The following is a 19409-nucleotide window of genomic DNA, read 5'->3' as shown; positions in this document are numbered from 1 at the left end:
TAACAATTGGAGGTATTTTATTTGAAACCATTTTGGGACACAGACAGAGAAAGTGAAGAGACTTTTAAGAAAATCAATGAAAAAGGCATTGCAAAAGCGGAAAAGAAACTAGGCGTAATTTTGCCTGATACATATAAGAAGCTTATCCTCGAACAAAATGGCGGTTATACCCTGCATAATGCTTTTCCAACAGACCAGCCGAATGGATGGGCAGAGGATCATGTGTCATTTGATCATTTAAGAGGAATTGCCAAAGGCGAAGGTATCATGGATAGTGATTATTTAATAGAAGAATGGGAATTGCCTGAGGGACTTGTGCTTATTTGTGGGGATGGTCATACGTGGATCGCATTGGATTATAGAGAAACAAAGGAACATCCGCCGGTTCATTACTTTGATCTAGAATATGAAACGGATTTTAAATTAACGGATTCGTTTGATGAATTGATTGCGGGGCATTATACTTCAGAAGATAGGATGTCAGATAAAGACTGGCAGGCTGAATAAGAAAAGCAAAATCAACCACTATCAAAAGAAGAAGTGAAAGAAATATTGAAGACTCGAGGCTCTGAGGCACTTCAGAATATTGTATTTTTTCATGTAGAACAAATTGATGTTATCAAGTGTTTTTTTTCAGAAGTAGGAACTTTTATGAACGCCGAAAATATGTTAGTAACTACTGGAAACGTGACAATGAAAGACATTTTCTTTTAGTGTATTTTTAAATGACCGAATTATCAGGTTTGACCCTGACAATTAGGAAGGTTCAAATCTTTTGATAGTTAGAAATCATTTAAATGAAAAATAATTGTATTTAACAAGAAAAATGGCGTTCCAATAATGGACGCCCTTTATGTGATTCCTATTAAGTTATTATTCGTAGTAGAATTCTGCGTGTGCATCATACTTGTACTGAAGGGTTTCTTGATAATAGTAAGTCAAATTTTTCAAGTTGTCGAAGACTTTAGAAAATACTTTGTGAAAATTCGGCAAATCTATAACTACATTATCAAATTGATTGATATAGAATTGCGGTTCTTTATCTCTCGTTAGTGCATATCTTGCAAAAGTAATGTCGGAAAAAGTTTGACCTTTATTAGTTTCAATTTCAATCTTCTTATACAATTCACCAATATATTTTTTTAAATCCCCGTAATGATGTTCGAAATCAAAACTTTTTTCAACTTCAATTGATTTCTCTTTAACCGAATTCAATAATTTTTGCAAGTCGTGTGTATTTAAATACGATTATTTACTGTCTAAAATAATGTTCAATGACCAATTAATTGTTTTTAAATAGACTTCTATCGCATGATTTGCATTAAATAATATTGGAAATATCAGTTCATCAGCTTCTTTTTGAATATTCCCCGTTTCAACTATTTGTTTTACAAGTGCTAATGAAGCATTTGCAAATCCACTGGCGACAACATGCATATTATGAAGGTGGTCATGCTGGTTTGTTTTCAATTCATATATGCGTTATAATCCATATTTACGTTATAAGAAAATATATCTTTCATATCATTACCCCCTAAAATTACCTTTATTGTGACATAATTCATATACAAGTAATACATATATGTAATCGAAATTATATTATAGCCGCCTTCTTAATAAATGATTGTATCGCCTAAATACATTCGGATATTGAGCCGGGCATAATCCACCTTATAATCACCGTCATACAATTTGTACAAATGATGATATTCGTATTTTGTTAGGTTGATATGCGGTTTGTTTTCGATTTCAATTCGTTGAGTATCAACGGTTGTATCACTCAAAACGAATAACGTTCCTTTGTGAAGCTGGTCGCTGATAATCTTTGCCGATATTTGAAAATCACATAACTTGAAAGTGAAAATCGCATATAGATAAAAACTTGAAATGACGGCGTTTTGACCGTCTTTTAAAATTCATTTTCCCAAAAATGTCTCTTGTTGTTACGCTTGGCTGGGCGCTCAGTAATTAAGTAGAATGCCGATATTTTTCAAAGTGCACGTCGTTTTGCGGAGCGTTTGAATCAATCAAAAATAGAAGAATTGCATGAAATCACTTTTAATATATCATTATGGTTGGAATTTGATTTAGAAGAGCAATAAGAATATCTATTTAATATAAAAACCCCCCATATCAAAAAAGGGGGTCACCAATTCCTTTACTCTGCACTCTCCTCAACATCACGGCTATCTTCTGTTTCACCAATATAAATAGGGCCGTTTGCATGGTCGATTCGGATTGGCCATTCGTATGGGACTTGCAGGCGTCGTGCGATGGCTCTCCAAAATTTTGCAGAATCAAATTCTAGTTCTTGAAAGTCTTTAAGCAATTCTTTATAAGAAGATCCATCAAATTGAATGTACGAGTCTTGCAGACGCATAAAGGCGTAATGTCTCACTTCTAATGCTGCCGCAGCTTCCATTTCTTCTTCTGTTGCTTCGCCAATGATTGTTCCTGCGGGTGGAAGCATGTCGTATACGTTAAATTCCTCTTCTTCTTCGTGTGCTGCATTGTGCTGTTGATCTGACATTTTTTTCACTCCTTCTAGTCTTCATCAAGCTTTTATTCGTGCTTACTTCTATTATCGGAAGGAAATGCGAAATGTGGAATGAAAAAAGAAGCAGATCCACAATACTTGCTTTTTCTTCTTGAATCTTTTATGATCAATTACAGATATAAAAGGTCTACAATAGATAGAAAGGAATGTTTCTATGAAATATTCTAAAGCGACCAACTATGCGCTGCATACGATGGTCTTTTTAACCCTTGCACCAAAGGGGAAAGCAATAGGCGTTGAGCCTCTCGCCAAGATGCAAGATCTTTCACCTACCTATTTATCTAAAATTTTAACAAAGCTTGTGAAGGCAGGATTGATTGAATCAACACCTGGCGCAAAAGGTGGTTACACCATTCTGAAAAAGAAAGAGGACATTTCGTTTCTAGACGTCATTCAGGCGGTAGAAGGACAAACCCATTTATTTCGTTGTTCCTTAGCACATGATTCTTTCATGCCTCACGATGGCTGTTTGATTGAACAAGTCATGCAGGATGTTGAAATGAAAATGCAGGAGACGTTAAGTCAAAAGCGGTTAGTTGATATTGCAAGCCAAATAGAGCAGACAGAAAAAAATCCATTTTTCAACATGTGATTTTTTTGAGCCAATTATAGATATTAAGAGTCTTTAAAGTCTTGGATGAAAAGGAGCGGTTTATATGATATTAGATTGTGCCATTATCGGAGGCGGACCAGCCGGATTAAATGCAGCACTTGTTGTGGGGCGGGGCAGAAAACAGGTCATGATATTCGATGACGAGATGCCAAGAAATCGTGTGACTCAGGAATCTCATGGATTTATTACAAACGATGGGATGACACCGTTTGAGATCAGACAAGCGGGAGAAGCGGATCTTCAAAACTACCCCAATATCCAAATCAAACGAAGCAGAGTTGTGGAGATACAAAATCATGAGGATAACTTCGCGTTACTGACACAAGAAGGAGAAAGATTCGAAGCGAAAAAAATCATCTTGGCCACAGGACTTCAGGACATATTACCAAAGATCAACGGGATTCATGAAGTGTATGGAAAGACGTTGTTTAGCTGTCCTTTCTGCGATGGCTGGGAGCTGAAGGACAAGCCACTTGCCCTGATTGCAGAGAACCAGCGCGCTTTGCATATGGCGAAACTTCTTTCCAATTGGACAAAGGATTTGATTGTGTTTACAAATGGACAGCAAGTGTTAGCTGAAGAGGAGAAAGCACTGCTATCAGCACATTCTATTCAAGTTATTGATGTGCCAATTGTAGCGATCCATCATGACAATGGTCAGCTACGCTCTCTTCAGCTTGTAAATGGAGAGATAGTGATAAGAGAAGGCGGATTTGTCGCAAGTGATTTCAAGCAGTCAACCCCTTTTGCTGAAAAACTAGGCTGTCAAATGACGAAAAATGGGGGCATTGAAACAGATATTCTTGGGCGTACAACCGTCAGCGGTATTTTTGCATGTGGTGATAATTTAGGCGGACCTGCTCAGCTTGTTCTTGCAGCAGCAGCTGGAAGTCAGGCAGGAATGGGCGTCATTCATGAACTTGTGCAGGAAGAGTTTCAACAAAAAACATCTCTGTAAAAAGAGATGTTCAGCGATGAGCGATTTTCCGTTTTGCTAAGACGTGAGCAGTCCATTCAAAAAGTGCGTAGATGACAAAGAAGATTAGGATCCAGCTGCTGACATCGACCCATACATTGTTGATTTGAATGATGTTCGCCTGATCAAGTCCAGCCTGTATCCACATCGTGATCAATGCGGTGAGGAACACCTGTAAAAACCATTTTTTCAATTGGTCACACCTCCCTCTCTTTCTATCATATAAAAAATGACAGTTTATTTCCAATTGAATTTCCATCAGTTTCAACGGTAAAATAAGAAATAAAACCAATGGAAGGACATGAGATGAGCGATCAAACCAATCGTTTTTTAAAAAGTCATTTTCCTGAACTTGTCCTCGCGCCGCCTCTTTTTTATAAGTGGCCTTTTGGTCTTCGCTTTGAAGTGGCAGATTGGTCATTAGGAGAAGAATCGGTTGTATTAGAAAAAGCAGGCGATCGGGCTTTAAAAATTATCAGATATGCTTTTGATCCAGAAGACGATATTCTACTTGTCACGGATGTCTATACGCAGCATGAACATGAATTAACGAAGCAAAAGCTCCTAGTTTATCAGAAATATGCATACCGACAAGTGCGTCACCGATTGCGTCACGAGCGTTTGACCTATATACAACCAAAACAAGAAGAAACAATGAAAAGAGAGAGATTTACACTCAAGTGTCAGTTGCAAGATATTCGATTGCGCCCGCTATTACAAGCCATATGCCAAGAGGATTTCTACAAACCGAATCAAATCATGAAAGGAAAGCTTGGTTATGACATTTATCTCATCAATCTCTCAAAACAGATGATTTTCCACTTATATGATGATCGAGGTTGTGATCTTATTGCGGCAGATCCAGAACATCTGCGTCCAGTTTATGAAGGTTTACAGCACTGGCTCTTAGACTATGACCGTGCTCAGATGGATCAGTTGTTTGCCGGGAAATAAGAAAAACCGCACTTTGACAAGTGCGGCTTCTTTTTATGCTTCGACTTTATTGAAAAACTGTGGTAGATATTCTTTGTGTGCTTCTAGCATTTCATCTAGGATGCTTTTTGCAATGGCATCTGATGGGACGAGCGGGTTGATGGTCATGGCAACAAGAGCTGTGTTGTAGTCGCCTGTCACGGCTGCTTCAGCGGCTACACGTTCAAAGGATTTAATTTGAGAAATAAGTCCTTTGACAGCGACCGGCATTTCACCAACAGCAATTGGTTTTGGTCCGTCTTTTGTGATGACACAGTTCAGTTCAACGGCAGAATCATTTGGAATGTCACTGATGGCGCCATTGTTGATTGTGTTTACAGGCTGAATGTCATGCTTGTCGTTATAAATGGATGCGATCAAGTTACATGCTGCATCACTGTAGTAAGCACCGCCTCGTTTTTCAAGTTGTGGCGGCTTAATATCAAGATCAGGATCTTTGTAAAGCTCGAACAGGTCATTTTCTAGTGCACGGACGACTTCTGCACGAGTTCCTTCATTCTCTGCTGCTTTCTTTTCTTCAGCCAACATATCACTTGTTTTGTAATAGTAGCGGTGGTACGGACAAGGGATTACGCCAAGCCCTTTTAAGAAATCTGCATCCCACGGAATGGCGTGAATGTTGTTCATCGACATCGTAGAGTTTGGATCTGCCATGTCTTCGATCACTTGATCCATGATGCTTTTGCCATCTAAGAACACGTTCAGTCCAAATACCATATGGTTTAATCCAGCAAAGCTGACTTCGACTCTGCTTGCGTCGACATCAAGTCCTTTGGCGATGCCCATGCGAATGCCGATTGGTACGTTACATAAGCCAACGACTTTGCGGTGGTTTGAATAGCGAAGTACGGCTTCTGTGACCATACCAGCTGGATTTGTGAAATTCACAAGCCAAGCATCCGGGCATAATTCTTCAATATCTTTCACAATCTCAAGAATGACAGGGATGGTGCGCAGACCCTTGAATAGACCGCCTGGACCGTTTGTTTCTTGACCAATGACATCATATTTTAAAGGAATACGTTCATCCTTCATACGTGCTTCCAGTAATCCGACGCGGAATTGTGTTGTGACGAAATCAGCGTCTACCAGTGCTTTCCGGCGATCTAAAGTTAAATGAACCTCGATTGGAAGTCCCGCTTTTTTCACCATGCGTTTTGCAAGATTTCCGACGATCTCAAGCTTTTCTTTACCTGCTTCGATATCGACGAGCCAAAGTTCGCTAATTGGAAATTCCTCGTACCGTTTAATGAATCCTTCGACAAGTTCTGGTGTATAGCTTGATCCTCCGCCGATTGTGACAACCTTTAATCCTTTTGCCATGTTCTGCACCTCCGAATAATGTAACGCACAATGTTATAATAGAGTGAATCAATCTTTTATCATTTGTTTGTACATCTATAGCTTATCGTGAGAGTACCTTGTGCGTAAACGGTTTCAGCGTCTTTAGGCAAGGGTGCCCTATTTAGAGATTTGTTACATAAAAGAAACGTGTTGTGTCATGTTGTTGGAGAAAGGGGAAGTCAGATGTTTTCAAGTGAGGTCATTTCCAGCTTTAATGAACTAGAAAGCGCTTTATACCGATACATTATGGAAAACAGTGAAAAAGTCGTCTATATGAGAATTCGTGATTTGGCAGATGCCGCACATATATCGACCTCATCTGTCCTTCGCTTTTGTCGAAAAGTGAATTGTGAAGGCTTTTCAGAATTTAAGGTGAAGCTCAAAATGTATTTAGAAGCAGAACAAACACCTTCTTTGAAAAGCACGCAGCATTTTTTGTATGAATTTATCGAACGGACACTTAAAGGAGATTTTGAGGAGAAGATCAAAGAGGCAGCGAAGCTCATTGCGGATGCAAAGAATGTGCTGTTTATTGGGACGGGCAGTTCTGGTATTTTGGCGCAGTATGGGGCAAGGTACTTTTCAAGTCTGGAGAAATTTTCGTTTTACATCAACGATCCGTTTTTCCCGATGAATATGCAGTATTTAGACAATAGTGTCACCATTGTGCTGTCGGTATCAGGAGAGAACAGTATTACGATTGATCATATTTCGAAACTTAAAAGAGAAGGCAGCACGATCATTAGTATTACAAACAATCAGCACTGTACAATTTCTCGTATTTCTGACTTAAATATTGCTTATTACGTCACAGACGAACGAGTCCATAGAGCCAACATCACTACACAGACACCCGTTGTGTATATCCTAGAAGCAATGGCGCGTGACATGTTTGCGATGTTAAAAGAAAAGTAAAAGAGCCGCTGCCTTAAACAGCCGCTCTTTTTTTCTGCATCATGAAAGTGGTGATGGCAATCCCGGAACAGATGAGAACAAACAGTCCGCCTAACAAATACACAAACCGCGCGCCAAAGGCATCTGCAATCATCCCAACAAAGAAAATAGATAAACCGACAGAGACAGATGAAAGCACGTAGTGAGCGGCGTACACCTTTGATAAATCATGGATAGGCGTTTCCGTTTGAAGAATGGTTTGCTGTGAGACATCTCGAATTTGATAGGCAGGCCCCATCAGAATACAAAGCAGAAGAGCAAGCCATGGAAGAGTGTTCATGGCAAAAAGAATCGTCAGTCCTGCATAGATGAATGAACCTGCTGCCATAGAAAGAAGCAGCTGCTTTTGGATCAGCCGGCTCATCCACGCAGCGAGCAGTCCGCCTATAATAGCACCGGCATAATAAGCAGCGTTGATAAATCCCCACCAGTCCTCACTTTCATTCAAATCGTGCGTGACAAAGGCGAGTGTAATGGCTCCAATCCAAATCGCCCCCGCTATATTTTCACTTACATCCATGAAAGTCAGGGTACGAACCGTTTTATTTTTCCAAATGATCGTCCAGCCATCTTTGAAACTGTTTAATTGATTCGTTCTTTGGGTCGTGTTTTCTCGCTTAAGCAAAGGCAAAACGGGCACGAAAAATAGATAAGAACATGCGATCATGAGACAAGTGAAACCTAATAAATAAGTTGGCCCAATCCATAAGACGAGCATTCCGGTAAACGAATAGCCGGCGATTTGAACTATTTGTTGAAAAATGGAGGCTGTGCTGTTCGCTTGAACAAGCTGATTTGCCTGCACAAGGATTGGCATGATCGCCTGTAATAAAGGACTGATGAATCCGCCTGTCATCGAAATGAGTATGAGTGCACCAAACAGCCAGACGATATGCTGCTGAAAGAAAGGGAATTGCGCTGTAAATACAATCAACATCACAAGACGTGCAAGAGGGAGCCATTTCAATTGATGATAGGATTGAAAGCGATCCGTTAAAACAGGAGAGAGGAGCCCAGCCAATAGTTGACATAGCGTTCTTATTAGTGGAAATAATGCGGCATAGGTAGCAGATTGTGTATCTTGATAAATGACAAAAGTAATCGTCATCACAAAAACGATATCACTCAGCATCAGGAGGCTTTTACTGCCTGTGTAAAACCAAAACTTTTTTCCCATATCGAATCGGCTCCTTTTCAAAAACAAGTTCAGTATAGCATGAGAGTGAAGGAGCTAGAGGCTTTCCATTGAAAAATACATCTTAAGGATGAGAGGATTGTGATAAGCTAAATGAATGAACATCGTAAGGAAAGGGGTTTAATCCATTGAAAAAATTACCAGCACATGACTTTTTGGACAAGCATGGCATCCCGTATGACATCAAAACATTTTCTGCCGACACAGAGAAGGGCGCAGCGAATGTAGCTGCAGCACTTGGTTTTAGAGAAAGACAAATGATCAAGACATTGATCTTTGAAACAGGGGAAGGGGAGCAGCTGCTTGTAATGGTTGGTGCTGACCAGCACATCAAATCAGGGAAACTAAAGAAAGCCGCAGGCTCTCGCAATATCAAAATGGCTTCACCAGACACAGTGCTTGAAGTGACGGGCTATCGGATTGGCTCTATTCCGCCATTTTGTTGGCAGCCTGAAGGGTTCCGCACGATTATCGAAGCATCGCTATTAGAAGAAGAGATATTAGGCGTTGGAGCGGGAGAATGGGGAAATGAAATACTCATCACCCCAGAACAACTAGTAAAAGCCTCAAAAGCGGTCCCATTTGATCTAGTTCAACCATCCGAATAGAAAAAGTGCCTGTTGCTGAAGCAGGCACTTTTTTAATTGGAGTCAGGTGCTATAAAGGGTCCGATGTCTTTCATTTGCAGAAAAGCATTCACCGTCCTATTTTCCTCAAGGTCATTCGCCCGTTTGCAGACCACAACAGGTCTGATAATGTCAATTCCTTCGATATACACGCGCCCAATCTCTCCACGTTCTAAGCTTCGCTGAACAGCGTCACGAGGAACAAGGGTGATGCCATAGCCAGCTTTGATCATTTGAATGGCTTCGTGGACACCACTGAATTGTAAATCAACGGTCGGTTTTTTAATTCCTTTAGCGGTAAAAAGGGAAAAAAGCTTGTCTCTCGTTGAACTGCCTTCTTCTCGCATTAAAAAAGGTTCATGGCTCAGTCGTTCTAGTGGGACGGTTGTTCCATTTAACGGGTGATCCACAGGCACGATAAAGTCATAACTTAAATCAGTCAAGTGAGAGGTGTGAAGATCTTCGTGGTGCAGATCCTCTATTACGGCGATCGCTACATCTGATTGATATTGAAGCAGGCTTTCGATCACTTGAGCGGAGTTTCCGCTTTTTAATTCAATGTCTGTCTGTGGCGATGCTGTTTTAAAAGAGGCAAGCCAATCAGGCAGTAAAAAGTTAAGTGGTACGTAGGTAGAAGCAATTCTGAGTCTTCCTTTTTTTCCGTTTTGCAGAAGGGTGATCTGATACTCTACTTCTTTTTCCGCCTCGAATACTTGCCGGGCATATGGATACAGGATCTTCCCCATCTCCGTCAGGGTAATCCCCCGGCCGTTTCGTTTGAAAAGACGAAAGCCGATCTCTCGTTCAATGCTTCGTAATTGTGCTGTCACAGCCGGCTGCGTCAAAGACAGCACGTCTGCCGTTTGTGTGACACTTTTTGTTTCGGCTACCTTTGCAAAAATACGGAGGGCATGTAAATTCATCTTTGTACCACCTATCAATTATTTTGATGATTTAATCAAAAACATTCATTAGATTTATTATAAGGTATCCCTTATCGTAAAGGTAGCGAAGGGGGAAGAAAAAATGGATCGTCGTCAAAAGCAAGTGGTGTCAATTGCGCTCATCACAGCATTTGCCCTTATTGGGGATTCAATGCTCTATATTGTTCTCCCGGTCTATTGGAAAGAGATTGGTTTATCATCCATTTGGGAGGTGGGATTACTACTGTCTATCAACCGATTCATTCGTATCCCGCTAGCACCTGTCGTATGGTGGCTTTATCGATATATTCCAATGAAGACCGGTGTACTGGTCGCAATTTTGATCGCGTCAGTGACCACGATATTATATGGTATGAGTGGATTTTGGCTGCTATTGATTTGCCGCTGTGCATGGGGTCTCGCTTGGACGTTACTCCGTATGAGTGGGATGAGGGTCTTGGCTGAAATAGACGAAGGCTCACAAGGACATTTGACGGGTCTTTATAATGGGCTTTACCGGCTTGGCAGTTTATTTGGCATGTTATTTGGTGGAATCCTTGCCAGCTTGATCGGTTTTCAGTCCATGACGCTTGTCTTTGGCTTACTCACATTAATGGGCTGCATTTTTTATGTATCGTTGGATGAAATTGAAAAGAGAGAAGGCACGCAGGTGTATCATGACATCAAACAGAAGTGGTTTACACGAGATGTGGTAAAAGTACTGATAACAGGCATGCTGATCGCACTGATCATCCAAGGTTTATTCGCATCCACGCTGAGTCATGTCATTGAAGCAAAGATTGACCAAGATGAATTGACTCTGTTTGGCTTTGTCATCGGAGCTTCAGCTTTAAGCGGTGTTATTCAAGCACTCAGGTGGGGATGGGAACCATTTCTCGCACCGAGAACGGGCAAATGGTTTGATCGTCTTGTGATGAAGGAACGAATGTTATGCTGGATGTTTCTTTCATTTGGAGGGCTCAGTTTTCTTGTGATCATGCTGAAGGTAAGCGGCTGGTTCCTATTGATGCTGCTTTTGATGCAACTAATGGCAACAATTGTCACAACGTTCACCGATACACTTGCCTTTCAAAAAGCTTCTGCTCAAACAGATAAGAACCGCTTTCTCGCCAGCTATTCTTTTGTTCAAGATATGGGGGCTGCTTTAGGACCTTTGTGTGGGTATACGTTGATCCAGTTTTTCGGAACAAACAGCGTCTTTTGGCTGATGCTTATCATAAGTTTCATGCTCGTCAGCATGTGGATAAGAAGCGGGCAGCATGTTTCTTCTAGTGCAGTGTAAAAAATAAAGCGTTATATAAAAAACTGCCTCATGCAGCTGATCGCAGGAGGCAGTCATATTCTCTTATTCTAAGTCTGAATCATAGGCTTTTTGCGTCAGCTGGCTGACGACCTCTTTCAAGCCATTGGGTTTATGGAATTCAACAGGTGTGCTTCCTTTTTCAAATACAATTTGATCTGCTTCAACGAGCACGACATATCGATTGTTGACCTTTGCGATATGAATCGAGTGGCCGAAGTCGGCTAAAAGTCCTTTAATTTCTGTTTCGCCTAGACGCATCTTCATCGTGATATCAGGGGTTTGTTCAACAATGTGTGAAGCGGCTAGCGTGACCTGTTCTGTATCGAGTGTTTCCCGAATCTCCCGCTTTTCACTTGCTTCCCATATTTCAAGGTCCTCTTCAAATTGTTTTAATTCTTCACTTTCATCCTGAAATGTTTCAAATACATGTTCCTGCACCATATTCATGACCTGTGATTTCATGATTTCAGGCATCGATTCCCCGTATTCGACGAATTTTAGAAAGTCTTCAAAATAACGAGCGTGTGAGGATTGGTGAATTTTCACTTCGGCTTCCTCTGTCATGCCCTCTTCTGGCATAAATGGGTATTGAATCGATTTCATGTTTTTTGTTGTAATCGCCATTTCTACTTTTTTGATCAAGGTAGATGTATCAGCAATAGAAGCGACTTTCTGTTCAAAATCGCATTTCATGATAAAGACAAAAGAGTCATCGAAATATTTTTTAGGAACCGCAGATGCAACCAAAAACACGCCGCCTCTGACAGCACTTGTATCTAAATAGGTGCGAACAAATTGTTCACTGCATTCGTTAAATACTTCTTTTGTATCTGCAAATCTCGTCTGATGAAATAAATTGTAGTTTGGATTTGAATCGAGTTCATGCCCGGGTTCGACAATAAATCGGCCAATTTTAGTCGGTACTTGCTCAGACTTAGGGTGTCTGTCCACTTTTCGTTTGACGATTTTTTTAAGCTCACCATCTAGAAAGTCTTTCAGCTCACTTTGTTCAAATTCTTCTTGGTTTAATGTTTGGTAATGTTTAAACCGTTTATTTGCTTGTTCCTCTTTGCCTTCTATTTCAACCACATAGAATGATAGAAAACGTATCGTAAAATCCACTGATTGGTCACCACTTTTTCTTCTTTGGATATGTTGAGTATAGAAAAAGGAGTGAAAATCGTCAACGAATGGAGAAATATCGTGTCATTATTTCCCGAGAAATGTTTTGTGAAAAACGCTTGATAATAATTATCATTCTTGATAGAATGATAAAAGAAAAGAAGGAACCTGCCAGTTCCTTCATCTCAGAAAATCATATATTATTTTGTTTCAAATGTTTCGCAATCCGTTTCAGCATTGCGAGTCACGTCAGTCATTGTGCTTTTACCAATTTTAATGGTAGAGGCTGTACAGCTGTTGTCAGCCCAAAAACGGCAAGAGTTCACTTCACAAAGTACATTTTGTGCCATGGGGATTCACCTCCGTGATTCATATTAAGAATGAAGCAAGCTGCCACTTGAGTTCATTCAATCTAGTAGTCTCTTTATCGAAAGAGGCTGTTTGTGCTGTATATGCACATGTTTATCATACCATCTACCCTGAAAATATACAATTTAAACTTTGAAAGAGCGAGAATGCAAATCTCGCTCTTTTTTGTTTGTAAAAATAGTTAAATGCTAGGTGGCACCCTCTCTTATTCCGACATATGAATAGAGTAGATTCAAAACCTGATGTCGGACAAAGTATAAGGGTACATGTACTGATTTTCCGCATGAAGATAGGGTTTTCAATCAAAAATTTTCATAGAGAGATGAGGGGAGAAGATGAAAGCAGTCATTCTCTGCGGAGGAAAGGGAACGAGAATGAGTGAGGTCACACAAGCGCTTCCTAAACCACTTGCTATGATCGGAGATCGGCCTATTCTATGGCATATTATGAAAATCTATCAGTATTACGGTGTAGACGAGTTTATCTTATTGCTTGGATATAAAGGAGAGAAAATCAAAGAGTATTTTCTCAACTACGACTGGCGGCATCACAGCATGCAGCTGGATATGTCGACAGGGGAAATGAAGCTTTTAGGGAAGTCGGAGAATTGGAAAATCACCTTTTTAGATACGGGTGAGAATACGATGACAGGCGGGCGGCTAAAGCAGGTACAGGATTATATTGGTGATGAGACATTTATGATGACGTACGGGGACGGACTTGCCAATATCAATATGTTTCATTTGCTCAAGCGCCATCAAGAGCTTGGAGCAGCTGCCACTGTCACAGGTATTGAAAAGAAATCACAGTACGGCACGCTGAAGGTGTATAACGGGATGGCACAATCCTTCTCTGAGAAGACAGACAGTATCGGGATGATCAATGGAGGATTTTTTGTGTTGTCTCCAAAGGTTTTTGATTATTTAACAGATGATGATCAATGCGTCTTTGAAGCAGAGCCTCTTCAAAATCTGGCGAATGATGGTGAACTTGCAGTCTATGAGCACCACGGATTTTGGACAGCAATTGATACGTATAAAAACTTGAAAGAAATCAACGGCATGTGGGCAGATGGAAAACAACCATGGAAGGTTTGGTGACAGCATGAGCGGATTTTGGAATGGGAAAAACGTATTTGTGACCGGGTGTACGGGATTGTTAGGGAGTTACCTCGTCAAGGAATTGATAGATCAAGGAGCAAACGTAACAGGGCTTGTACGTGATCAGGTGCCAAGATCGAACTTATATCAAGGCAGTCAATTTGAAAAGATGAATGTCGTCCAAGGCGCACTTGAGGACATGCAAACGATAGAACGTGCGTTAGGAGAATATGAGATTGATACAGTCTTTCATTTGGCTGCCCAAGCGATTGTTGGGGTCGCAAATCGTCACCCAGTTTCTACATTTGAAGCCAATATTTTAGGAACATGGAATGTGCTGGAGGCATGCAGAAGGCAGCCGCTTATCAAACGAGTGATTGTGGCATCGAGTGATAAAGCATACGGGGATCAAGAACAGCTTCCTTATGATGAAGACATGCCGCTTAACGGCAAGCACCCATATGATGTGTCAAAAAGCTGTGCAGATTTAATTTCTCACACGTACTACAACACATATGGTCTTCCGGTTTGTATTACGCGCTGCGGTAATTTATATGGAGGCGGGGATTTGAATTTTAACCGAATCATTCCGCAAACCATCCGGCTGGTGTTAGAGGGAAAGGCGCCAGAAATTAGAAGTGACGGAACCTTTATCCGTGATTATTTCTATATTGAAGATGCGGTCAAGGCTTATTTACTGCTAGCTGAAAAAATGGAGGAAAAAGGGCTTGCAGGAGAAGCATTTAACTTTAGTAATGAAATTCAGCTGACTGTGCTTGAGCTCGTTGATAAAATCTTAAAGGCGATGGGCAGTGAACTAAAACCTCGTATTTTGAATCAAGGAACGCATGAGATTAAGCATCAATATTTATCAGCAGAAAAGGCGAGAAAGCTGCTTGATTGGAAGCCTGATTACTCCATTGATGAAGGGTTAGAAAAGACAATTGAATGGTATCGCGAATTCTTTCAAAAATAGAGGTGTATACAGATGAACAGCATATATTGTACGGTTCTATCAAGTGGAAGACTTTATCAAGCCATTGCGTTTTTCTTATCGTTGAAGCAAGTAGAAGATGATGCTGTCATCAAAACGTTATGTATGGATGATGCTGCATTTGATTTGCTTCATCAAATGAATTTCCCGCATGTCGATCTTGTTCATGTGCGTGAGCTTGAAACGCCGGAGCTTCTAGAGATCAAAAAGGAACGAAATGATTCGGAATATTGCTGGACATTAAAACCGATTTGGATTGAGTGGCTATTTAAGCAGGACCAGGCGGAGGAAGTGACGTATCTTGATGCGGATTTGTTCTTTTATGAGAGTCCACAAGTGATTTTTCAAAACCAGCCTGATGCCTCTGTGCTTCTATCAAGAGGGGATATTGTCATTCCAAGCTTTGATCCAGAGGAAGTGAAGATGCTTCAGAAACTTTTAGGGCGCTATAATTCAGGGTTCCTGTATTTTAAAGGAGATGAAGCCGGCCGAAAGTGTCTGAGCTGGTGGAAAGAAGAATGTCTAAAAGAATGCAAAAATGCGCCTGGAGAGGGGAAATTTGGCGATCAAGGGTATTTGGATCATATGCCGGTGCTGTTTGAAAAAGTAGAAGATATTCAAACAAAGGGTGTGAATATTGGTCACTGGAATTATGGCCAGCATTCTTATCAGGAAGAGAATGGACGTATTTTTCTTGAGGATGGAAGCCCACTCATTTGCTATCATTTCAGTGGTTTTCGGATCTTAAGCAAAGATGACATGCAGCAAATCCATGAAAAAGGAAGAGATAACTTGCCATTTTTTCAAGAAGCCTATCGGGAAGTGCTGCGTCATGTGATTGAATCGGTAGAACAAGTCAATCCGATGTTTAACGGCTATGCCAAACTGGAGGAGGATGGCGCATGAATGAAAAGCCGAAGGTCAGCGTCATTATTCCGAGTTATAATGCGAAAGAGCGTTTAGAAGGGAGCCTCTTTTCCTTAACGCTTCAGGAAACCGATATTCCATTTGAGGTCATTGTCGCTGATAATGGGTCAACGGACGGCACGATGGAAATGCTCGAAAACATTGAGGTGAACTTTCCATTCAAAAAGGTGCGTATTCCTGTCAATCAAGGAATTGCCAAGGGGCGCAATCATGCCATTCGTGAGGCAGAGGGAGACCTCTTAATATTCCATGACAGCGATATGTTGGCAGAGCCCCAATTTATTCAAAAGCACGCAGAGGCACATGCTGATCATGAGGACCGTGTCATTTGCGGTGTATGCTGGAAGCGAATCTACCGTTATTTTTACACCGGTTTTGATCAAGATCATGTGAATCGATTAAAAAAACAAGGGCTGTATCAGCGGAAAATGAAAGACAAAACGTCTCTTGTGTCGATGGAGGAAGTGAAAAGCGGCGCATTTCTAGAGAGAAGCTTCGACTTGCAGTCCGAATTTATTGATATCCTGAAAGACATTTTAAGCACGTATGACTATGATTTAAGTTCTTATCAATTGCCGTGGCGATTTTTTATCACAAATAACTCTTCCGTCAAGCGAAAGCATGTCATGGAACTAGGGATGTTTGATGAAAAAATCGTTCGATACGGGTTTGAGGATTATGATTTAGGCATTCGTCTGCATCAGCTTGGCCTCTCATTTGAACTGCGTGAGGATATTTTGAGTGTGCATCAGGAACATCCAAGTAATTTAACGTCATTCGATGACATCAAATATAACATTTTGTATATGTGCGAGAAGTACAACAATATTGATTCGATTGATGTTCATCTGGCTTTCTCTGGACCATTTTCTCATACCGTGACAAATGATATCGTGAAAGACATTCGCCAGCTGCGTAAGAATGAAGCATATGATGATCTGCTCGCTTATTTTTTGGAGCTGCTTCATATGATCACAGAGCGGAATGTGGGCATTAAACGTGATCAAAAGGACGTGCTGACGGCAAAGCATTTCCCTTTGAAAAAGCTGTCAGAGGCGGCTCAGCTTGCCAAGCAGGAACATGGATGCACGGTGCTGGCCGAGGCCATTCAAGGGCTCACAAAAGAGCTGCTGCATGTTGACTTGTTCCAAGTGGATGTGTTGTAGATGGCATCCTATCATTTCACAACCATTGTGTCCAATACCCATGTATTTAAGCTACTGGCGCTGATTCATTCACTTGAGCAGACGGCTCAATCATACAAACTTTCTGTCTTATGTGCTGATCCTTTGGCTTACACAGTGTTAAGTCAGTTTCCTCATCCACATGTCCAATATGAACAGCTTGAAGATGTGGAAGATGATTCGCTGCGAAAAGCAAAGGCGGATCGTACGTTCCACGAGTATTGCTGGACGCTTAAGCCTGCGTTTCTACTCAAAATTCTTGAGTCCTCTGATGCAGATTATCTCGCTCATTTGGATACGGATTTGTATTTTTATCATGATCCAGAGGCGATATTTGCAGAAAATCCACTCGCTCATGTATTTTTGACAGATCATATGAATTCCAAGCGATTCTATCACTTTTATGAATTATCCGGCCGTTTTAATACTGGGTTTGTAGGCTGTCGAAACACAGATGTGGCCAAACGGGCTGTGACGCAGTGGAAAGAGAACTGCATTGCGCACTGTACAGTAGAAATGGATACGGAAAAAAAGACATATGGTGATCAGCGGTATGTTGAAAGATGGGTCGATGATTTTGAGGGTGTCCATGTGGTGGCATCTAAAGGTGCCAATGCAGCGATTTGGAATATTGAAAACTATAAGCTCTCCGTTGTGAAAGGAGATATGTATCTCGACGAATGTCCACTGCTGTTCTATCATTTCTCTGCCTTTACGATCATTGATGAAAAGAACTTTAATCTGAATTGGTATTACTATATGACAGAACACACTCTTGTGGATCATTTGTATATTCCGTATGCGGATTTGATTCATCTGAAAATTAAACAGGTGCAAAAGGTCTTTCCAGACTTTCAGCAGGGGTTTATTGCAAAGAAGCATGTTCCTGACACGCATTTTTATGAGATATGAAAAAACCGCTCATTTATTGAGCGGTTTTTACCTTTTATGATTCATTCCATTTGGCTATGGTCTGATCGCTTGGCAGTAAGAAGGCTAGGATTCCTAATATCGGTAAAAAGGCGACACCGATCATGGTAGGCGTTAAACCGACTGCATCAATTAATGAGCCGAGGGCAACGGATCCAATCGCTCCCATACCAAACGCAAGCCCAACAGTTAAACCAGACATTGTGCCAATTTTCCCGGGAAATAGTTCTTGGGCATAGACCACGGTGACAGAGAAGCTTGAGGTCAGAATAATCCCAATGAGTCCAAGTAAAACATAAGCAAAAACTGGTCCGGCAAATGGGAGAAGCAGGGCAAGCGGAAATGACGCCAATAAGGAAATTAAAATGACGGTTTTCTTGCCGAAGCGGTCTGCAAGCGGCCCGCCTAAAAATGTCCCAATCGCACCCAATATAAGAAATAAGAAAATATAAGTTTGTGATTCTTTAATCGTCAAACCATATTGCTCAATCGCATAAAACGCATAGAAATTCGAGATCGCATTTCCATACCAAGAACGTGCGAAAATAAGAAAGACGATAATGCCGAGTGCTGTGAGCGCTGACTTGCGGTGAAGTTCAGATCTTGCTGCTTTTGCAGGCGCTTTTTTCGCTTGTGCTCGAATGGTTTGAAGCTTTCTTGCGTACCATCTCGAAATATAGAGAAGGAAACCGACAGCAATCATTCCAACAATCGTAAACCAAGCCACACCTGGCTGACCGAGAGGGACGAGCATTAATGCAGCGATTAGCGGAGCAAAGGCTTGACCTGTATTTCCGCCGACTTGATAGATGGATTGAGCAAGACCCCGTCTAGGACCAGCTGCCATGTTGGCAACCCGTGAGCCTTCTGGATGGAAAATCGCAGAGCCGAGTCCAATAAAGACGACGCACAGTAGGATGGTCGCAAATGATGGCGCAAACGCAAGGCCGAGAATGCCGACAGCACTTGAAAATAATGCGATAGGCAGTGCATAGGGCATCGGCCGTTTATCTGTGTACCACCCGATCGCAGGCTGCATGACAGAGGAGACCATATTTAATGTAAAGGCGATTAGCCCTAATTGAGTAAAGGTCAGCCCCATTGAGCGTTCTAAAATAGGGAACATGGCAGGAATCACGGCTTGCAATGTGTCGTTGAGCATATGGCAAATACCAATAATCAATAAAATAGGATAAACCGTTGAACCGGTGACCGCTTTTTGAGGTTTATTCTTTGTTTGAGCAGCAATAGCCAATGAGACTTCCTCCTTTCATTCAA

Annotated in this window: 20 protein-coding genes and 1 pseudogene; 12 read left to right on the top strand and 9 right to left on the bottom strand. The window is 41.2% G+C overall.

Annotated features, from left to right (window positions below; all coding sequences use genetic code 11):
- Positions 1–21: 21 nt before the first annotated feature.
- Positions 22–684: pseudogene (locus M2369_RS15660) on the top strand (SMI1/KNR4 family protein); the annotation flags it as partial.
- Between the two features lie 929 nt (positions 685–1613).
- Here M2369_RS15660 and M2369_RS15655 read toward each other — a convergent pair.
- A complete protein-coding gene (locus M2369_RS15655) occupies positions 1614–1784 on the bottom strand; it encodes a hypothetical protein (protein ID WP_161796762.1) in 171 nt (56 codons plus the stop codon).
- Positions 1785–2158: 374 nt separating this feature from the next.
- Complete coding sequence (locus M2369_RS15650) at positions 2159–2530, bottom strand: hypothetical protein (RefSeq protein ID WP_007496834.1); 372 nt, start codon at positions 2528–2530, stop codon at positions 2159–2161.
- Positions 2531–2711: 181 nt separating this feature from the next.
- On the opposite strand from M2369_RS15650, the gene M2369_RS15645 reads away from it, so the two are divergent.
- Both M2369_RS15645 and M2369_RS15640 read left to right on the top strand, forming a co-directional pair.
- The gene (locus M2369_RS15645; RefSeq protein WP_058336474.1) at positions 2712–3149 is read left to right on the top strand and encodes an Rrf2 family transcriptional regulator; all 438 of its coding nucleotides are present in this window, start codon (positions 2712–2714) and stop codon (positions 3147–3149) included.
- Between the two features lie 64 nt (positions 3150–3213).
- Entirely contained in the window at positions 3214–4128 is a 915-nt protein-coding gene (locus M2369_RS15640) for an NAD(P)/FAD-dependent oxidoreductase (RefSeq protein ID WP_259254891.1), read from the top strand.
- A gap of 10 nt (positions 4129–4138) precedes the next feature.
- On the opposite strand, the gene M2369_RS15635 is transcribed toward M2369_RS15640, so the two are convergent.
- Entirely contained in the window at positions 4139–4339 is a 201-nt protein-coding gene (locus M2369_RS15635; protein ID WP_039168553.1) for a hypothetical protein, read from the bottom strand.
- Positions 4340–4452: 113 nt separating this feature from the next.
- On the opposite strand from M2369_RS15635, the gene M2369_RS15630 reads away from it, so the two are divergent.
- Positions 4453–5100, top strand: coding sequence for a DUF3885 domain-containing protein (locus M2369_RS15630; protein ID WP_259254888.1), 648 nt, complete (start codon positions 4453–4455; stop codon positions 5098–5100).
- Positions 5101–5133: 33 nt separating this feature from the next.
- On the opposite strand, the gene M2369_RS15625 is transcribed toward M2369_RS15630, so the two are convergent.
- Positions 5134–6462: a 6-phospho-beta-glucosidase gene (locus M2369_RS15625; protein ID WP_056408143.1), complete on the bottom strand. Its 1329-nt coding sequence runs from the start codon at positions 6460–6462 to the stop codon at positions 5134–5136.
- Positions 6463–6666: 204 nt separating this feature from the next.
- Between M2369_RS15625 and M2369_RS15620 the strand changes: the two genes are divergently transcribed.
- Positions 6667–7398, top strand: coding sequence for a MurR/RpiR family transcriptional regulator (locus tag M2369_RS15620; RefSeq protein ID WP_017366780.1), 732 nt, complete (start codon positions 6667–6669; stop codon positions 7396–7398).
- Positions 7399–7411: 13 nt separating this feature from the next.
- Here M2369_RS15620 and M2369_RS15615 read toward each other — a convergent pair whose 3' ends face one another.
- Positions 7412–8614, bottom strand: coding sequence for an MFS transporter (locus M2369_RS15615; RefSeq protein ID WP_173407833.1), 1203 nt, complete (start codon positions 8612–8614; stop codon positions 7412–7414).
- Positions 8615–8760: 146 nt separating this feature from the next.
- Here M2369_RS15615 and M2369_RS15610 point away from each other — a divergent pair, with 146 nt between their 5' ends.
- Positions 8761–9240, top strand: a complete 480-nt coding sequence (locus M2369_RS15610; RefSeq protein ID WP_073414509.1) for an aminoacyl-tRNA deacylase — start codon at positions 8761–8763, stop codon at positions 9238–9240.
- 32 nt (positions 9241–9272) lie between these two features.
- Here M2369_RS15610 and M2369_RS15605 read toward each other — a convergent pair whose 3' ends face one another.
- Entirely contained in the window at positions 9273–10181 is a 909-nt protein-coding gene (locus M2369_RS15605) for a LysR family transcriptional regulator (RefSeq protein WP_173407834.1), read from the bottom strand.
- Between the two features lie 103 nt (positions 10182–10284).
- On the opposite strand from M2369_RS15605, the gene M2369_RS15600 reads away from it, so the two are divergent.
- Positions 10285–11484, top strand: coding sequence for an MFS transporter (locus tag M2369_RS15600; RefSeq protein ID WP_173407835.1), 1200 nt, complete (start codon positions 10285–10287; stop codon positions 11482–11484).
- Between the two features lie 63 nt (positions 11485–11547).
- On the opposite strand, the gene M2369_RS15595 is transcribed toward M2369_RS15600, so the two are convergent.
- Both M2369_RS15595 and M2369_RS15590 read right to left on the bottom strand, forming a co-directional pair.
- Positions 11548–12627: a DUF3900 domain-containing protein gene (locus tag M2369_RS15595; RefSeq protein ID WP_039168562.1), complete on the bottom strand. Its 1080-nt coding sequence runs from the start codon at positions 12625–12627 to the stop codon at positions 11548–11550.
- Positions 12628–12827: 200 nt separating this feature from the next.
- On the bottom strand, positions 12828–12977 hold the full coding sequence (locus M2369_RS15590; RefSeq protein WP_008344201.1) for a DUF1540 domain-containing protein: 150 nt from the start codon (positions 12975–12977) through the stop codon (positions 12828–12830).
- A 354-nt stretch (positions 12978–13331) separates the two neighbouring features.
- On the opposite strand from M2369_RS15590, the gene rfbF reads away from it, so the two are divergent.
- The 5 genes from rfbF to M2369_RS15565 are packed head-to-tail and all read left to right on the top strand — an operon-like array spanning position 13332 to position 18113.
- The gene (gene rfbF, locus M2369_RS15585; RefSeq protein ID WP_259254880.1) at positions 13332–14096 is read left to right on the top strand and encodes a glucose-1-phosphate cytidylyltransferase; all 765 of its coding nucleotides are present in this window, start codon (positions 13332–13334) and stop codon (positions 14094–14096) included.
- 4 nt (positions 14097–14100) lie between these two features.
- On the top strand, positions 14101–15072 hold the full coding sequence (locus tag M2369_RS15580) for a GDP-mannose 4,6-dehydratase (protein WP_039168565.1): 972 nt from the start codon (positions 14101–14103) through the stop codon (positions 15070–15072).
- A gap of 12 nt (positions 15073–15084) precedes the next feature.
- Positions 15085–15996, top strand: coding sequence for a putative nucleotide-diphospho-sugar transferase (locus M2369_RS15575; protein WP_259254878.1), 912 nt, complete (start codon positions 15085–15087; stop codon positions 15994–15996).
- Complete coding sequence (locus M2369_RS15570) at positions 15993–17183, top strand: glycosyltransferase family 2 protein (RefSeq protein ID WP_173407837.1); 1191 nt, start codon at positions 15993–15995, stop codon at positions 17181–17183. Before M2369_RS15575 ends, M2369_RS15570 begins: the two co-directional genes overlap by 4 nt.
- The gene (locus M2369_RS15565; protein ID WP_173407838.1) at positions 17184–18113 is read left to right on the top strand and encodes a putative nucleotide-diphospho-sugar transferase; all 930 of its coding nucleotides are present in this window, start codon (positions 17184–17186) and stop codon (positions 18111–18113) included. It begins immediately after the preceding gene.
- A 34-nt stretch (positions 18114–18147) separates the two neighbouring features.
- Here M2369_RS15565 and M2369_RS15560 read toward each other — a convergent pair whose 3' ends face one another.
- The gene (locus M2369_RS15560; RefSeq protein ID WP_039168572.1) at positions 18148–19386 is read right to left on the bottom strand and encodes an MFS transporter; all 1239 of its coding nucleotides are present in this window, start codon (positions 19384–19386) and stop codon (positions 18148–18150) included.
- Positions 19387–19409 lie beyond the last annotated feature (23 nt).

Source organism: Bacillus sp. JUb11 (assembly GCF_024807925.1).
In the GTDB taxonomy this organism is placed as follows: Bacteria; Bacillota; Bacilli; order Bacillales; family Bacillaceae; genus Bacillus; species Bacillus altitudinis.
This window is presented reverse-complemented; position numbering and strand designations above follow the sequence as displayed.

Coding starts and splice junctions, on each gene's coding strand:
- M2369_RS15605 (WP_173407834.1), bottom strand. CDS start 10,181: ATGAATTTACATGCCCTCCGTATTTTTGCAAAGGTAGCCGAAACAAAA.
- M2369_RS15600 (WP_173407835.1), top strand. CDS start 10,285: ATGGATCGTCGTCAAAAGCAAGTGGTGTCAATTGCGCTCATCACAGCA.
- M2369_RS15640 (WP_259254891.1), top strand. CDS start 3,214: ATGATATTAGATTGTGCCATTATCGGAGGCGGACCAGCCGGATTAAAT.
- M2369_RS15575 (WP_259254878.1), top strand. CDS start 15,085: ATGAACAGCATATATTGTACGGTTCTATCAAGTGGAAGACTTTATCAA.
- M2369_RS15580 (WP_039168565.1), top strand. CDS start 14,101: ATGAGCGGATTTTGGAATGGGAAAAACGTATTTGTGACCGGGTGTACG.
- M2369_RS15645 (WP_058336474.1), top strand. CDS start 2,712: ATGAAATATTCTAAAGCGACCAACTATGCGCTGCATACGATGGTCTTT.
- M2369_RS15615 (WP_173407833.1), bottom strand. CDS start 8,614: ATGGGAAAAAAGTTTTGGTTTTACACAGGCAGTAAAAGCCTCCTGATG.
- M2369_RS15620 (WP_017366780.1), top strand. CDS start 6,667: ATGTTTTCAAGTGAGGTCATTTCCAGCTTTAATGAACTAGAAAGCGCT.
- rfbF (WP_259254880.1), top strand. CDS start 13,332: ATGAAAGCAGTCATTCTCTGCGGAGGAAAGGGAACGAGAATGAGTGAG.
- M2369_RS15630 (WP_259254888.1), top strand. CDS start 4,453: ATGAGCGATCAAACCAATCGTTTTTTAAAAAGTCATTTTCCTGAACTT.
- M2369_RS15565 (WP_173407838.1), top strand. CDS start 17,184: ATGGCATCCTATCATTTCACAACCATTGTGTCCAATACCCATGTATTT.
- M2369_RS15570 (WP_173407837.1), top strand. CDS start 15,993: ATGAATGAAAAGCCGAAGGTCAGCGTCATTATTCCGAGTTATAATGCG.
- M2369_RS15625 (WP_056408143.1), bottom strand. CDS start 6,462: ATGGCAAAAGGATTAAAGGTTGTCACAATCGGCGGAGGATCAAGCTAT.
- M2369_RS15590 (WP_008344201.1), bottom strand. CDS start 12,977: ATGGCACAAAATGTACTTTGTGAAGTGAACTCTTGCCGTTTTTGGGCT.
- M2369_RS15650 (WP_007496834.1), bottom strand. CDS start 2,530: ATGTCAGATCAACAGCACAATGCAGCACACGAAGAAGAAGAGGAATTT.